Source organism: Thermoanaerobacter wiegelii Rt8.B1 (genome assembly GCF_000147695.2).
GTDB lineage: Bacteria > Bacillota > Thermoanaerobacteria > Thermoanaerobacterales > Thermoanaerobacteraceae > Thermoanaerobacter > Thermoanaerobacter ethanolicus.
In genome coordinates this window covers 255,282-270,789 of the sequence record NC_015958.1, presented here as the reverse complement: position 1 = coordinate 270,789, position 15,508 = coordinate 255,282, and the positions used below count along the sequence as shown (strand labels likewise).

The 15,508-nt window shown below is 34.2% G+C and carries 18 protein-coding genes; 7 read left to right on the top strand and 11 right to left on the bottom strand.

Annotated features, from left to right (window positions below):
- Window position 1: 1 nt before the first annotated feature.
- From THEWI_RS01295 to THEWI_RS01260, 10 genes are all read right to left on the bottom strand, one after another.
- The gene (locus THEWI_RS01295) at window positions 2-730 is read right to left on the bottom strand and encodes a fumarylacetoacetate hydrolase family protein (RefSeq protein ID WP_014062131.1); all 729 of its coding nucleotides are present in this window, start codon (window positions 728-730) and stop codon (window positions 2-4) included.
- A 41-nt stretch (window positions 731-771) separates the two neighbouring features.
- Window positions 772-918 (bottom strand): hemerythrin domain-containing protein, encoded by a 147-nt coding sequence (locus THEWI_RS14545; RefSeq protein WP_244262274.1) that lies wholly within the window; start codon window positions 916-918, stop codon window positions 772-774.
- A gap of 53 nt (window positions 919-971) precedes the next feature.
- Window positions 972-2,147 carry an ABC transporter permease gene (locus THEWI_RS01290; RefSeq protein WP_014062130.1) on the bottom strand — a complete coding sequence of 392 codons (1,176 nt, stop codon included), beginning with the start codon at window positions 2,145-2,147 and terminating at the stop codon, window positions 972-974.
- Window positions 2,144-2,836 carry an ABC transporter ATP-binding protein gene (locus tag THEWI_RS01285; RefSeq protein ID WP_003869075.1) on the bottom strand — a complete coding sequence of 231 codons (693 nt, stop codon included), beginning with the start codon at window positions 2,834-2,836 and terminating at the stop codon, window positions 2,144-2,146. The genes THEWI_RS01290 and THEWI_RS01285 overlap by 4 nt, the downstream gene beginning before the upstream one ends.
- 3 nt (window positions 2,837-2,839) lie before the next feature.
- Window positions 2,840-4,651: an efflux RND transporter periplasmic adaptor subunit gene (locus THEWI_RS01280; protein ID WP_014062129.1), complete on the bottom strand. Its 1,812-nt coding sequence runs from the start codon at window positions 4,649-4,651 to the stop codon at window positions 2,840-2,842.
- Between the two features lie 90 nt (window positions 4,652-4,741).
- On the bottom strand, window positions 4,742-6,112 hold the full coding sequence (locus tag THEWI_RS01275) for an MATE family efflux transporter (RefSeq protein WP_014062128.1): 1,371 nt from the start codon (window positions 6,110-6,112) through the stop codon (window positions 4,742-4,744).
- A gap of 1 nt (window position 6,113) precedes the next feature.
- Complete coding sequence (locus THEWI_RS01270) at window positions 6,114-7,283, bottom strand: DNA polymerase IV (RefSeq protein WP_014062127.1); 1,170 nt, start codon at window positions 7,281-7,283, stop codon at window positions 6,114-6,116.
- A gap of 17 nt (window positions 7,284-7,300) precedes the next feature.
- Window positions 7,301-7,771, bottom strand: a complete 471-nt coding sequence (gene trmL, locus THEWI_RS01265; RefSeq protein ID WP_014062126.1) for a tRNA (uridine(34)/cytosine(34)/5-carboxymethylaminomethyluridine(34)-2'-O)-methyltransferase TrmL — start codon at window positions 7,769-7,771, stop codon at window positions 7,301-7,303.
- A gap of 92 nt (window positions 7,772-7,863) precedes the next feature.
- Complete coding sequence (locus THEWI_RS15200) at window positions 7,864-7,977, bottom strand: OadG-related small transporter subunit (protein WP_014062125.1); 114 nt, start codon at window positions 7,975-7,977, stop codon at window positions 7,864-7,866.
- Between the two features lie 99 nt (window positions 7,978-8,076).
- The gene (locus tag THEWI_RS01260) at window positions 8,077-9,186 is read right to left on the bottom strand and encodes a sodium ion-translocating decarboxylase subunit beta (protein ID WP_014062124.1); all 1,110 of its coding nucleotides are present in this window, start codon (window positions 9,184-9,186) and stop codon (window positions 8,077-8,079) included.
- A 339-nt stretch (window positions 9,187-9,525) separates the two neighbouring features.
- Here THEWI_RS01260 and nikR point away from each other — a divergent pair, with 339 nt between their 5' ends.
- From nikR to THEWI_RS01225, 7 genes are all read left to right on the top strand, one after another.
- Window positions 9,526-9,951, top strand: coding sequence for a nickel-responsive transcriptional regulator NikR (gene nikR / locus THEWI_RS01255; protein ID WP_014062123.1), 426 nt, complete (start codon window positions 9,526-9,528; stop codon window positions 9,949-9,951).
- A 12-nt stretch (window positions 9,952-9,963) separates the two neighbouring features.
- Complete coding sequence (gene cbiM, locus THEWI_RS01250) at window positions 9,964-10,656, top strand: cobalt transporter CbiM (RefSeq protein ID WP_006569315.1); 693 nt, start codon at window positions 9,964-9,966, stop codon at window positions 10,654-10,656.
- Entirely contained in the window at window positions 10,653-10,970 is a 318-nt protein-coding gene (locus THEWI_RS01245; RefSeq protein ID WP_014062122.1) for a PDGLE domain-containing protein, read from the top strand. Before cbiM ends, THEWI_RS01245 begins: the two co-directional genes overlap by 4 nt.
- Window positions 10,963-11,778, top strand: coding sequence for a cobalt ECF transporter T component CbiQ (cbiQ, locus tag THEWI_RS01240; protein ID WP_014062121.1), 816 nt, complete (start codon window positions 10,963-10,965; stop codon window positions 11,776-11,778). The genes THEWI_RS01245 and cbiQ overlap by 8 nt, the downstream gene beginning before the upstream one ends.
- Before the next feature lie 11 nt (window positions 11,779-11,789).
- Window positions 11,790-12,518: an energy-coupling factor ABC transporter ATP-binding protein gene (locus THEWI_RS01235; protein WP_014062120.1), complete on the top strand. Its 729-nt coding sequence runs from the start codon at window positions 11,790-11,792 to the stop codon at window positions 12,516-12,518.
- Window positions 12,519-12,697: 179 nt separating this feature from the next.
- A complete protein-coding gene (locus THEWI_RS01230; RefSeq protein WP_014062119.1) occupies window positions 12,698-12,928 on the top strand; it encodes a hypothetical protein in 231 nt (76 codons plus the stop codon).
- Window positions 12,909-13,466, top strand: coding sequence for a DUF6036 family nucleotidyltransferase (locus tag THEWI_RS01225; RefSeq protein ID WP_014062118.1), 558 nt, complete (start codon window positions 12,909-12,911; stop codon window positions 13,464-13,466). The genes THEWI_RS01230 and THEWI_RS01225 overlap by 20 nt, the downstream gene beginning before the upstream one ends.
- Before the next feature lie 53 nt (window positions 13,467-13,519).
- Here the strand turns inward: THEWI_RS01225 and feoB are convergent, their stop codons facing one another.
- On the bottom strand, window positions 13,520-15,490 hold the full coding sequence (gene feoB, locus THEWI_RS01220; protein ID WP_014062117.1) for a ferrous iron transport protein B: 1,971 nt from the start codon (window positions 15,488-15,490) through the stop codon (window positions 13,520-13,522).
- Between the last annotated feature and the right edge of the window lie 18 nt (window positions 15,491-15,508).

Below are 15,508 nucleotides of genomic sequence, written 5' to 3'. Positions count from 1 at the left end.
TTTATTTTACTCTATTTGTTAATTTACCTATTCCCTCTATTTCAATAGTTACAACGTCTCCAGGTTTTAAAGGGCCAACGCCAGAGGGTGTTCCCGTCAATATGACATCGCCAGGGTTTAGCGTCATTATGTGAGATATAAAACTCACAAGTTTTGGAACGCCAAATATGAGATGTCTGGTGTTACTTTTTTGCTTTACTTCATCATTTACATATGTAATTATGTCCAAAGAAGATGGGTCTAAGTCTGTCACAATCCAAGGGCCTATGGGCAAAAAGGTATCAAAAGACTTCGCTCTTGTCCATTGACCATCTTTTGCCTGCAAATCCCGCGCAGTTACATCGTTAGCTATCGTATAGCCAAGGACATAATCTAACGCATCTTTTTCAGACACATTTTTCGCTCTTTTGCCTATTACAACAGCCAATTCCCCCTCATAGTCAACCCTCTCTGACATCTTAGGAATAACTATAAAATCATCAGGGCCAATAACTGCTGTTGAAGGTTTTATGAATAATGTCGGTTCCTCCGGCTCTTTGTCCCCCATTTCCTCTATATGATCCCTATAATTTAACCCTACGCATATAGCTTTTGTAGGTAGACAAGGAGGCAAAAGCTTTACTTCCTCCATCTTATAAGAAATAAAGCTTATGCCATCAAATGTAATTACTTTATCTCCTTCAATTATTCCATAACCGTCTGGCAGTTTATCTGTTCTCACAAGTTTCACAACCAAAAACCTCCTCAAACTTGATTTAAAGTATTTTATAATTATTTTATCATATAATCTGTTACAAAAAAACGGCCTGCATTTACAGGCTCAACTACATTTGGCTTTTTATGTACTCTCCCAATTTTTTTATCTACTTTGCTTATGTGATTTATAAGCCAATCCACCAACGTTTTATTGACAAGCATTTAAAAAGGACAAACTCCCAAGAAAAACTAAGAAATTTGTCCTTTTTTGTATTTTACTCGTATCTTAGAGCTTCAATTGGATTTAAATTGGCAGCTTTATTTGCAGGATATACGCCAAAGAACAATCCTACAATTACTGAGAAGGAAAAGGATATTAATACTGTAGAGAGAGAAGGCTTAGCATTTATATTCATAGCTGAGCCTAGTACCATCGACAATACGTATCCTACTATAATTCCCACTATTCCTCCTAATCCGCTTAAAGTTAATGATTCAATTATAAACTGAAGTAATATATCTTTCTTTTTGGCTCCTAATGCTTTTCTTATCCCTATCTCTCTCGTCCTTTCAGTAACAGATACAAGCATTATGTTCATTATCCCTATTCCACCGACTAAAAGGGATATTCCTGCAATTCCTCCAAGGAGCAAGCTCAATGTAGCAGTAACACTATTTACTGTAGATAAAATTTGTGATTGATCAATTATTCTAAAGGCATTTGTATCGCCTTTAAATATAGTTAGCAGTTTGCTGTTTATTTCGTTTTTAGCGAGTTCCACGGTATCTGGGCTTGTAGCTTCTATATATATTTGTCTTATGTCTCTATTTTTCGCAAAGTAGAACATTGTTTTAAGGGGTATAAATATTGAATCATCATCAGAACCTGCAATTGAAGAACCTTTTTGTGACAAAATACCTACTACCGTGAAGTTTTGGCCATTTAATTTTATAGTCTTGCCAATAGGATCAGTAAAGCCAAAAAGCTCTCTCGCTACATTGCTGCCAAGAACTGCTACCCTGTTCCTTCCTTCATCATCCATTGGCAAAATGAATCTGCCAGCTGCTACTTGTATATCGCGTATTGATTGATAATCTCCATTTACTCCATTTACCGTTGTGTTGTCCACTGAATTATTTCCGTACATAGCCGTTACACTGGTAGATATGACCGGAGAGATAGCAGCTATAAAGCTTGAGTCTTTTAAAACAATGGCTTGGTCATAAGTTAAAGAGCTTTCTCCCCCTCTCCCCATTACGTTTACCATTATGAGGTTTGAACCCATACTCTGTATCTGAGAAGTAATACTTCTTGTAGAGCCCTGGCCTATACTTACTAAGGCTATAACAGCTGTGACACCTATTATAATCCCCAACATGGTGAGAAAAGACCTCATTTTATTGCTTAAAATACTGCGTATAGCTATTTTCAAAGCTTCTACATATCTCACGGTGTTACCACCTCGTTTTCTAAAATACGCCCATCTTTTATTCTTACTATTCTTTTGGCTTGTGCAGCTATATTAGGGTCATGAGTTATAAGTACTACTGTATTCCCTCTCTCGTTTAACTCTTTTATTATTTTCATTATCTCACTACCACTTTTTGAGTCTAAGTTTCCCGTCGGCTCATCTGCTAATATTAGATGGGGATTGTTTGCTAGTGCCCTTGCTATTGCTACTCTTTGCTGCTGACCTCCTGATAATTCATTAGGTCTATGGTGCATCCTTTCCTTAAGTCCTACCATCTCTAAAAGCATCTCTGCTCTTTGCCGCCTTTCTTTCGTAGGTACACCTTTGTATATCATAGGCAATTCCACGTTTTCTAAAGCCGTCATTTTTTGAAGCAAATTGAAATTTTGAAAAACAAACCCTATTTCGCTACATCTTAAATCTGCTAATTGATTGTCAGAAAGTTTGCTTGTGTCTATGCCATTTAAAAAATATTCTCCAGAAGTTTTTACATCTAAGCACCCTATTATATTCATTAAAGTAGTTTTACCTGAACCTGATTGACCGACAATTGATACAAATTCTCCTTTTTCAATGTCAAGGTTTATACCATCTAACGCTCTTACTTCATTTTCTCCCATTTTGTAAATCTTTGTTAAATTCCTTATTTTTATTAAAATGTTATCCATCATTTACCTCCCTGTGGAAGTGTTATTTTGCCCTGTCCCATTAAAGCTTCTGCCTTGGTAACTACCACCTTGATTAGTCATATTCCTGTTAAAATTGCCTTCTGACCTAAAGCCACCCATTATACCAAAAGCACTTGGATTACGGTTATTTGCGTTTGTTGAGGAATTAAGTGTTGGAATTAATACTTTGTCTCCCTCCTGTAAACCGCTCACAATTTCTATAAAGTTGTCGTTGTAAATACCTGTTTCCACAAATCTTATGTTGTTCCTGAAAAAGTTCCCGTTATTAGTGCTATTGTTAGTGCTATTGATATTTTGATTTTTTAAATCGTCTGTATAGAGTATTACGTATTTTCTATTTCCGTTTGTCTGAACGGCTTGTATTGGAAGTATTAAAGCATCTTGTTTTTCTGCAACAATTATTGAAACATTCATTGACATGCCTAACATTAATCCTTCGCTTGGATCGACTTCAATAATTACGTTGTAAGAAGAAACTCCATTTTGTATTGTTGGAAGTTGTGACACTTCTGAAACAGTACCTGTAAATGTTTTGTCTGGTAAGTCATCTGTTGTAATTTGTGCTTGTTGCCCTACTTTTATGTGCTTTATGTCTGTTTCGTCCACTGAAAGGTTAATGATGTATTTGTCGTTGTTTGCTATTACCGCAGTTTCTGGTTGACTCTCATAAGTAGATAATTGCGTTATATCTAAAACGGGCACAAAACTCGATTGCTGTGATTGGCTATTTGTATTGCTTATGTTAGTGCTCGCTACAGAAGTACCTAATATATCTCCTTCGTTTATGTTCTGGCTAATGATCTTCCCATCTATAGGAGAATAAATTTTTAAGTTGTTGATTTGCTGTAAAATCTGATTGTAGTTGTTTTGTGCTTCCATAACTTTTAATTTGTCATTTTCTATCTGCATCTGCAGATTGCTTATGTTGTCTGATGAAAGTTTTATTAAAAGCTGTCCTTTCTTTACACTTTGCCCTTGAGAAATATATATTTTATCTACCGTACCTGATGTTTGCGCTGTGACATTGACTGTGTTTTTGGCAGTTAACGTGCCATCTTCTAATGCTGTTTCTATTCCGTTATCTGTGTGTATTGATACTTGTACCCTCATTCCATCGCTTAATGCCCCCGGATTATCAAGCCCTACTGTCACATAGTAGTATTGCACTGTATTATTAGGAACCGGCTGCTCTGAAACGTATTCAACAGTACCTGTTACAGTTGTAAATGAGTCGTATAAAAAAATATCCGCCTTTTGCCCAACTTTTATATTCTTTATTTGAACACCATTGAAAGGAACTTTTACAGTAACATGGGAGTAATCTGCAATGGTTGCAACAGGTGTCCCAGGTGTGACATTCTGTCCTTCTTTTACAAGTATACTGTCTATAATCCCGCCAGAAGGAGAAGTTATGTTTAAATTTGCAATGCTACTATTGTAGTTCTGTGTGTCTTGATTTAATTGCTGCTCAGCTAAGTTAAGGTTTATTTTTGCTTGTTCCAGCTGATTGTTTAAATCGTCATCTTCAATTTCGTATAATAGGTCTCCTTTCTTTACAGTGTCTCCTACTTTAAAATACACTTTCTTTACTGTTCCACTGCCTTTTAACGTAATTGCTCTTACATCACCATTTAAGTTCCCTGTCCCAGTGACTTTCATAGAAATATTACCACGAGTAACTGTAACATATGAAAGCTGCTGGGGTTGTGATGATTTTGCCCTGTTTACAAAGTAAAAAGTGACAATTCCAATGATTAATACTGCAACAATCACATATAAATATTTCCTCTTCATAAATCCACCTCTTCTAAAAATTGATGTTATAATTAAAATAGCAGAAAAATGTTATGTAAAAATTAAGAATATGTGATAAATTTGTGTACTCTAAACTTTAATATATTTCCATCTACCGGCTTTAAATCTATAGCTATACATTACTGACCTTACAACAAAGTCGATACATATACCAATCCATATTCCATATACTCCCATACCAAACACTTTACCAAGAATATATCCAATAGTCACTCTAAAGAGCCATAATCCAATAAAAGCCGTGAGAACAATATAAGGAATATCGCCTGCAGCCCTTAATACTCCTGCCATGACATTTAATATAGCAAGCAAAGGTTCCACAACAGCAAAAATCCTTATAATATCAGAAGCTATTTTTATTACAATAGGATCAGTAGTATAAAGCGCTGCAAGCTGCCTTGAAAATATAAACATAAAAACACCTATGACAGAAATTACAGCAACAGCAATGTTTCTTGAAACTTTTGCGTATATTTCCGCTAACATAAAATGTTTTGCACCGAGACTCCGACCTACTAAACTGGTTGCCGCTATTGAAAATCCAAATATAGGCATAAAAGCAAGACTATTAGCATTCATACCTATTTGATATACAGCAATTGCAATAGTCCCCATTGTGGAAACGATAACTTGCATTACAAGGAAACCACCTTGCATTATTACCTGCTCTAAAGAAGCTGGTATTCCTACTCGTATAATCCTCATCATCATGTTAAAGTCAAGTCGAATCTTTTCTTTTATATCAAGATTAATTCGCCTTTTGCCAAAATATAAAACATATAATTGCAAAAAACCTCCTATTATTCTTGAAATTGTAGCAGAAAGTGCAGAACCTTTTACTCCTAAAGGAGGTATTAAATATCTACCGTGATAAGTCACTCCAAATACAAGTGTGCTATTTAACAAAAGATTTATCACATTTACTGTAGCAGTTATGTACATTGGGGTTTTGGTATCCCCTGCACCTCTTAAAGCCCCGCCTATGATGATATCAATTATCACAAAAGGTAGCCCAAAAAGCACTATTCTATAGTACATTAAAGCCAATTTAAAAACATCAGTGGATACACTTCCAAAGAAGGTTTTAACAATAGGTACTGCAAAAATATAGCCCAAAGTAGTGAGTCCTATGAAAATAGCAATACTCATAATAAGTGACTGCATAACTGCAAGGCGAGCCCCTTCTTCGTCTTCTTCACCAATAAGCCTCGCTACAATTACTGTGGAACCAGTGGCAAGCCCTGAAAAAATTGCTTGAAAGAAAAAAATAAGGGAATTAATCATCCCAACAGCCGCAATTGCACTGGCACTTATTCGACCTACAAATATAGTTGACACCATTCCAACTGTCATTATAAGCATTTGTTCTGTTATAGAAGGCCAAGCCAATTCTATAATTTCTTTAGCAACATTGCGCTTATGCCTCTCTTTTGCTTCCAATTTAATCCCTCCGTTGCTTCGTTTCCTCATTTAAAAGTTCACTTGCTTTTTTCACTACTTCCTGCCCCATCTTTTTATTTATTTCTCTAACTACATTTTCTGCCTTAATAAATTTAATAACCCTTTTATCCAAAAAGGACAATTGCTCATATTTTACTGCACTCAAGTTAGAAACAGATAGACCAATAAGCCTTATATATTGGTCTAATTTTAGACTTTCAATAATTTCGTAGGCTACATCGTATATGTCCTCACCTAATCGTATATATTTATTTAATGTCTTGCTTTTGGTATGAACTGCAAAATCTGGTGTCTTTATCTTAACAGTAACCGTTCTGGCATAAAGTCTCTCTCTAACTAATTCTTCCGATATTATGTCGGAAAATAATTTCACATAATGAAGTAAAAGCTTTTTGTCCTTTGTATCCTTTTCCAGTGTTTTTTCCTTTCCTATAGACTTAATCTCTCTCATAGTTTCTACAGGCCTCTCATCAATGCCCCTAATTCTATTATATATCTCTAAACCCAATTTCCCAAAAATCTCAATAAGACTTTCCTGTGATAGTTTTAATAGGTCATCTATTGTATTTATTCCCATAGCTTTAAGTTTTTGCTCAGACTTTTCTCCTATCCCATAAACTTTGGAAACAGGAAGTGGTTTTAAAATGTCGGGAATCATATCTTCTGTTATGACCATAAACCCATCTGGTTTATTCCAATCTGAGGCAAGTTTTGCAAGAAATTTATTATAGGAAACTCCTGCAGAAATAGTAAGTCCTGTCGTTTCCTTCACTTTCTTTTTTATTTCCAGGGCAATAATCTCTGGATTTTTGTCAATATATGTAACATCAAGATAGGCTTCATCTATAGAAACAGGTTCCACTAGAGGAGTTATACTGTACAGGATATCAAAAATTTGTTTTGAGACCTCTTCATATCTTTTTCTCCTTACAGAAAGAAAAATACCGTGTGGACATAGCTTTTTTGCCATGTACATCGGCATTGCAGAATGTATTCCGTACTTTCTTGCCTCATAGGAACAAGTTGAAACTACTCCTCTTTCCGACAGACCTCCTACAATAACAGGTTTCCCTTTGTATTCTGGATTATCATGTTGTTCTACAGATGCAAAAAAAGCATCCATATCAACATGAATAATCTTTCGCTTCATAATCATCCCTCAGTTTTTTATTTCATATTAGGAAAACCCAGTTGTCTCAAGGCCTCGTACAGTACTATAGCTACAGAGTTGGACAAATTTAGAGACCTTGTAGATATCACTTCATGCATTGGTATTCGTATACAGTCTTCGTAGTATTTTTCAATCAACCACTTAGGAAGTCCTGCAGTTTCTTTCCCAAAAAGTATATAAGAATTGTCTTCATATTTTACTTCATGATAATACTTTTTAGCCTTTGTGGTAGCAAGATAAAACTTTTTCCCCTTGTTTTGTTCAAGAAATTGTTCGAGATTATCGTAAACAGTAAGGTTTAAAAGAGGCCAGTAGTCTAAGCCAGCTCTTTTTACGTATTTTTCGTCTATACTGAAACCTAAAGGTTTTACAAGATGAAGACTGCTGCCTGTAAGCACACAAGTTCTTGCAATATTCCCTGTGTTTTGTGGTATTTCAGGTTCAACAAGTACTACATTAAGTGGCATCACCAAAACCTCCATGCAGTAACAACTTTACAATTTTATTATATCACAAGAGCTTTATAATTAAAAAAGAATGAAAAATTTTTCCATTCATCTCACTTATTAAATATTTTCACTAAAAATTTAATCATCACAAAAAATATGACTAACATCAAAAAAGTCATTCCTATTCCCACAATAGCAGTTTTAAATACATTAAGTAAGTCCATTTTGTTCACCTCTTTCAAATTTTAGCTCCTCTAATGAGAGTATCTAAAAACCTCTTCCCTGTAGTCCAAACTCTACACTTTTAATTGCATAACTTTCAATTACATAATAGAACTTACAAGTGCTATTACAATACCTCCTGCTATGATAGAACCTAACTGACCTGCAACATTTGCTCCTACAGCCTGCATTAAAATAAAATTTGTAGGGTCTTCTTTTTGGGCCATTTTCTGTATCACACGAGACGACATTGGAAAAGCTGATATTCCAGCAGCTCCTACCATTGGATTGACTTTATTTTTTAAAAACAAATTTAAAAACTTTGCAAACAATACTCCTCCTGCTGTATCAAATATAAATGCTATAAGTCCCATTCCAAATATCAAAAGAGTTGTAGGTGTCAAAAATTTGTCGGCAGTCATAGTAGAACCTATTGTTATCCCAAGTAAAAGTGTCACAAGATTGGCAAGTTCATTTTGTGCAGCTTTTGAAAGCCGTTCTACTACCCCACTTTCTCTTATGAGGTTGCCAAACATCAAAGAACCTACAAGAGGAACACTAGTTGGTACTAAAATTCCTGCAACAAATGTCACTGCTATTGGAAAAAGTATTTTAGCTGTTTTTGAAACTTCATTCATGCGCAAATCCATTCTAATTTTTCGTTCTTCTTCACTGGTAAGCATTTTTATCACAAAGGGCTGGATTATTGGAACTAATGCCATATACGAATAAGCTGCAACTGATATAGGACCCAAAAGCTTTGGTGCAAACAAATTAGCTACATAAATAGATGTAGGGCCATCTGCAGCGCCAATTATGCCTATAGCAGCTGCTTCTTTTAAATTAAAGCCCAGCATATGCGCAAAAATTATAGTTAAAAATATTCCTAACTGCGCTGCTGCGCCAAAAAATATCATTAACGGTTGCTTAAGAAGTGGTGAAAAATCTACCATTGCCCCAACTGCAATAAAAATAAGAATAGGAAAAAGTTCTGTACTTATTCCAGCGTTGTATAGAATTGTAAGAAAACCATTTTCACCTATAGCAGATGAAAGCGGAATATTGGCTAGTATTATGCCAAACCCTATAGGCAAAAGTAACATTGGCTCGTATTCTTTTTTTATCGCAAGATATATAAGGATACCTCCAATGATAAACATTATAATATGGCCTGGTGTAAGATTTAATATACCTTCTATAAAAGCGTTCATTATCTATACTCCCTTCTTTTGTAAATATACATAAAAAAGCAAAACCTCTATAGTGATGAACACTATAAAGGTCTTGCTCAAAACTCCGTCCAGAGTTTCTAACCTGCCGGAGAAAATTTCTCGTGATGACGACAGGTTAAACCACACATTGTGGTGAGCTACTCCCCTTTATTTATTTTATTATATATTAAATCGTTATCACAATCAACTTTCAAGTTCATTTTATAACCTCAACTTTAAAGCAATATTAATTGAAAATTAAACTAAAATTAATTTTTAAATTGACTCCACCATAAAATAGTGCTATTATTTTTAAGAAGATGACACTACTTTAGGGGAGTGATAAGTCTGGAAGAAATAACACGTTTTGGAGTTTCAATGGAATCAAAACTTCTTTATCAATTTGACGAGCTTATAAAGAAAAAAAACTACAACAACAGGTCCGAAGCCATAAGAGATTTAATAAGAGATTTTATAGTGGAAAATCAGTGGGAAGCAGAAGATGCAGAGACCATTGGAACAATTACATATGTTTTTAATCATGAAGTGAGAGAAATAAGTGACAAACTGACAGATATGCAACACAAACATTATCAAAACATAATCTCAACAATGCACGTACACTTGGATAAGCATAATTGCCTCGAAGTAATGGTAGTAAAAGGCACTGCAAAGGAAATTACAAAAATTGCAGATGAAATAATAAGCACAAAAGGAGTAAAGCATGGAAAACTGGTAATGACAACAACAGGGGAAAATTTGTAAGGGGGAATTTTTATGCACATACCAGAAGGATATTTAAGTCCTCAAACCTGCGCCGTTATGGGTGCTGCTATGGTACCAGTGTTGACAGTTGCAGCAAAAAAAGTCAACGAAAGTTTTGACAAAAAGGACGTTCCTGCTATGGCAATAGGGTCAGCTTTTGCCTTTACAATAATGATGTTTAACGTGCCAATACCAGGAGGTACAACTGCCCACGCAATTGGCGCCACACTGCTTGCAATAACTTTAGGACCTTGGGCGGCAAGTATATCTCTTACGATAGCCTTATTTATTCAAGCATTGCTTTTTGGAGATGGAGGAATTTTGGCTCTCGGAGCAAATAGCTTTAACATAGCATTTATAGCTCCTTTTGTGGGATACGGAATTTATAAACTTATGTTGTCACTTAAGTTAAATAAAGTCATATCATCTGCTATAGGGGGATATGTAGGAATAAATGCTGCAGCTCTTGCCACAGCAATAGAACTTGGACTTCAACCATTGCTTTTTCATACAGCAAATGGAACACCACTATACTTTCCCTATGGATTAAACGTAGCAATACCTGCAATGATGTTTGCTCATCTTACTGTTGCGGGCATTGTAGAAGCAGTTATAACTGGCCTCGTAGTATATTACTTACAAAAAGTAGATGAAGAAAATATACTGTATAAATTTTCATACAAACTTAGAGGTGATAATAGATGAAAAAATTCTACATTGCGGCTATAGTCATAATACTCCTTACTCCTCTGGGGCTTTTGGCTCCTGGTTCTGCTTGGGGAGAATGGGGCCTTGATGAAATTAAAAGTATGATAGGATATGTTCCCAAGGGAATGAACCGATTCTCAGAAGTTATAAAAGCAATACTGCCTGATTACAGTATACCTGGGTTTGATAGCAATTTCTTTCAACAAGCTATAGGTTATATTTTCTCTGCAATTGTAGGAATCGCAGCCATTTTGCTGATATTTGCAATATTAGGGAGGATTATGGGGAAACCCCAGAAGAAAAATGGATAATTTTTTAGAAAAGACAATCTTAAGTATACAAAATGCATTTGAAGATATGTTTTATTCTGACACAATTTCTGCTAAGAAAGGTATTATGCAGTCTCTTGATACGAGAATAAAACTTGTTTCTGTTTTTATATTAATCATTATTGTCAATTTTGGAAAGACAATACCTTTTATGACCATATTTCTTACTTATACACTTTTGTTGGCTTATTTTTCTAAAATACCTTTAAAAGCATATGTTGTGAGGGTATCAGCAGTCTCAATATTTTTTACAGGTATTGTCCTAATACCTTCACTTTTTAATGTAGTAAAAGAAGGACAGCCTTTAGTATATTTCACAAAAAATTTTTATATAACAAAAGATGGATTAGAAAGTGCTATTGTTTTTATGATGAGGTCATTTATATCTTTATCTTTTGTGTATATATTAGCTCTATCAACAAAATGGGTAGAAATATTAAAAGCATTGAGAGTTTTTAAGCTTCCCCACATTTTTACTGCTACACTTGAAATGGCCTTACGTTACATCTTTTTGCTTTTAGAAATTGCTACGAACATGTTTCTTGCAAGAAAAAGTAGAAATGTAGGAAAAATTAGCAGCAAAGAAGGAAGAAAATTTGTCGCTTCTGCTATGGCAAATGTTTTAATAAAATCTCAGCAACTGAGTGATGATGTTTATAGTGCCATGATTTCTCGAGGTTACAAAGGAGATTACAAAACACTAACTACTTTTAAAATAACTTTTTATGATTATGTATGGATAATTTTTAATATGTTCTTTTTAATTGTTCTATGGAGTATTCATTTATAAGGAGGTTTGCATTGAACACAGTATTTGAATTAAAAAACGTGTATTACTCTTATATTAAATCAGTACCGGCACTTATAGACATAAATTTTAGTGTGATAAAAGAAGAAAAGTTAATTCTTCTCGGTGCAAATGGCAGTGGAAAATCCACTCTTTTAAAATTGATGGACAATTTAATTTCTCCTGACAGCGGTGAAATATGGGCATTTGGCGAATTGCTGGGGGATAAAAAAACTTTTGATGAATATGAATTTAGAAAAAAAGTAGGCTTTGTGTTTCAGGATTCTGATGTACAACTTTTTAACACTACCGTTTTTGACGAAGTAGCCTTTGCACCACTTCAAATGGGCTTAAAGGAAGGCGAAGTCCAAAAAATAGTGGAAGAATCTCTTATTTCTTTTGGACTCGAAAAATTAAAAGATAGACCCCCTCACAGATTAAGCGGAGGAGAAAAGAAAAAAGTCGCATTAGCATCAGTCATGGTCATAAATCCTGAAGTTTTGCTTCTTGACGAACCTACAAATGGCCTTGACCCACGATCAAAAAGATGGCTTTTAGAAAAATTAGAAGAATTAAATAAAAATGGTACCACAATAGTAATCGCAACACATGACCTTGATATGGCAGCAAAGTTTTCTGACAGGATAATAGTGTTAAACGAAAATCACACAATAGAAACAATAGGCAAACCTGATGAAATTCTTAAAAACGAGGAGTTACTGCTTAAAGTTAATCTTATTTAAAGAATCCCCCTTAATGGGGGGAAATTTTTTATCTTATTTGCCCTATTTTTTCTGCATTATTTTTGTCATATTTCTTGTTTTAACACTGATTTCATTAACTATTTTAACTTTTATTTTACAACAAAGTATACGTTCTACTTAAATAATGCTATAATATACTAAAGGATGGTGAATTCGGCATGCGAAAAGTCAATTTTTATGAATATATTAATAAGACTAAGTCAGAAAAAGAATTGATATATAAAAATATACCTAATGAAAAAACGATAAGAAAAAGATTAAGAGATTCTTCAGAAGAGGAAATCCTACTAAAGCTAGACAAAATGAGGTTTGAAAGATTAATAAAAGAGGGAGTAATTGAAATAATAGGTCCCAGGAGGTATAAGATCAATGTCGAAAGATACAAATAGAGAATCCAGACTTTTCCATGTGCTCGAAGTGATGGCAACAATAACAAAAGAATTATTGAAATATGGAATTAAACCTATAATTGTAGGAGGAACTGCCGTAGAATTTTACACTACAGGAGGATATAATACTATTGATATTGACGTAGTAGCACCAAGACATGATATAATTGCAAAAGTGTTGGATTTATATGGCTTTAAAAAAACAACCGGAAGACATTGGTATAATGAAAAATACGATATAGCTATAGAACTACCCGATAATGTATTAGATGGTTCTATTGATAAAGTGTTGGAAGTTGATATAAATAGTGAAAAAGTATATATAATTGGAATAGAAGATATTATCATTGATAGATTATGTGCCTACAAGTTCTGGGATTCAAAAGATGATGGTATGTGGGCAAAAAACATGTTAAACATACATTGGAATGAGATAGATTTTGATTATTTACACGAAACTGCAATGAAAAAGGGAGTTGGGGACGTACTAAATGTGATAATTAATGCCATAAAAAGCAATAAAACAAATGTGGAGTAGGTTTTATCATTATATATGGCATAATTTTATCACCTATTCACCTTATACCATGTTTATATAAAAGTAAGAATTTGATTTAATATTCCTCCTGCCAATATTGCAACGAAAATGTCAACAAAAACTACCCACCATGTCTTTTTCCAGCCAATTGTTCTTTTTAATGCTGCAATTGTAGCAATACATGGAATATAAAGCATTGTAACAACACCAAAGACAATCATCTGCTTTGGGCTTAAAATCTCTGTTATATGACTTGTCCCAGACAGTGTGAGAAGCATTATAAGTGTGAGCTCTTTTCTCAAAATCCCAAAAATCAATACTATTCCTACTATTGATGGCAATCCTAACCACTTTACTACAATAGGATCCGTTAAATAAGTCACATATTTAAATATACCTGTATATTTAAATATTTCAAGCACAAGACTTCCAGCAACAATTATGGGAAGTGCTACGTACAAAAAGTCTTTTATCCTAAACCATATTTGCTTTAATGTGGGTTTTAATGCGGGCATTCTGTAGCCAGGAAGTTCCATTATCAAATCATAGGGTTTTCCAGGCGCTATTTTATTTGCAAAATACGCTGCTATATAAACTACCAAAACATCTAAGGCAAAAACAGAGAGTGCGTATTGTGGCCCCATGAAAACGCCTATTGTTCCTAAAATTATCACGATCCTTGCAGAACAAGGAACTAAAGTTGACATAAAAGAAGCAATAAATATCTCTCTATCAGTTTCTAAAATTTTTGTCCCCAGTACTGCCGGAACATTACACCCAAATCCCATTAATATTGGAATGAGAGCTTTACCATGAAGTCCTACTTTGTGCATAACTTCATCCATTAAAAATGCAATTCTGGCAAGGTAACCCGTGTTTTCAAGTATTGATAAAAATACATAAAATGGGAGTATATAAGGTAGTACGATGGTTATAGCAGAAATAAATCCTTCAGCAAAACCATTCCATAAAATGTCTTTGTACATATTTGGCATATGCAAATTATATACCAGAGGTTTTAAACCATCAAAAAAGTTCTCCAACACACCAGAAAAATACTCTCCAAATTTAAATATGCCGTAAAATGATATGAATACAATAGCAAACATTGATATATAACCAAATATTTTATGAAGAGCAACATTGTCAATCAAATCAGTCCATGTAATTCTATTGTGAATCTCTGACACCGTCTGACTTGCTATAAAAGAGGCAATGTCATACCTGTCTGCTGTAACTAAAGTCACAAGAGGACTATCTATCTTCGCCTTTAAATCTTCTAATTCTTTTTGAATTTCTTCATAAGCTTTTTTCCCGTTATGCTCTCCTTTTAGTTTTTCTATTATATCGCTATCCTCTTCTATAAGTTTAAGAGAAATCCAAAGAGGATGAAACAAATTTATAATCTCTACATTATATTTTAAAAGGATGTTATAAATTCTCATTACATATTCGCTCACTTCATTTCTGTATTTGAGAATTTTTTCTTGTTTTATGTCATATTCTTTTGCAGTCGTTTCTTTATGTGAATCAACAATTTCCAAAACCTTATCTATCAATTCTTCAAGACCTTTCCCCTTTGTAGCGATAGTTTTTACAACAGGAATTCCCAAAAGTTCTTCAAGCCTTTTTACATTTATATCTATACCCTTTTTAATGGCATAATCCACTTGGTTTAAAGCCATAACCATAGGCACATGAAGCTCTAATAGCTGCACGGTAAAAAACAAATTTCTTTCAAGATTAGAAGCATCCACTACATTTATTACAACATCTGGTTTTTCAAAAGCTATAAACTCACGAGAGACAATTTCCTCTTGAGAATAAGCAGAAAGTGAATAAATGCCGGGAAGGTCAACAATTTTTATAGTTCGTCCTTTAAATCTCAATACCCCTTCTGCCCTTTCCACTGTTTTTCCCGGCCAGTTGCCAATTATCTGAGTCAAACCTGTCAGTTGATTAAATATAACGCTTTTACCCACATTAGCATTTCCCGCCAAAGCTATGACTATTTCATTTTTCATCGCATATCGCCCTTTCTG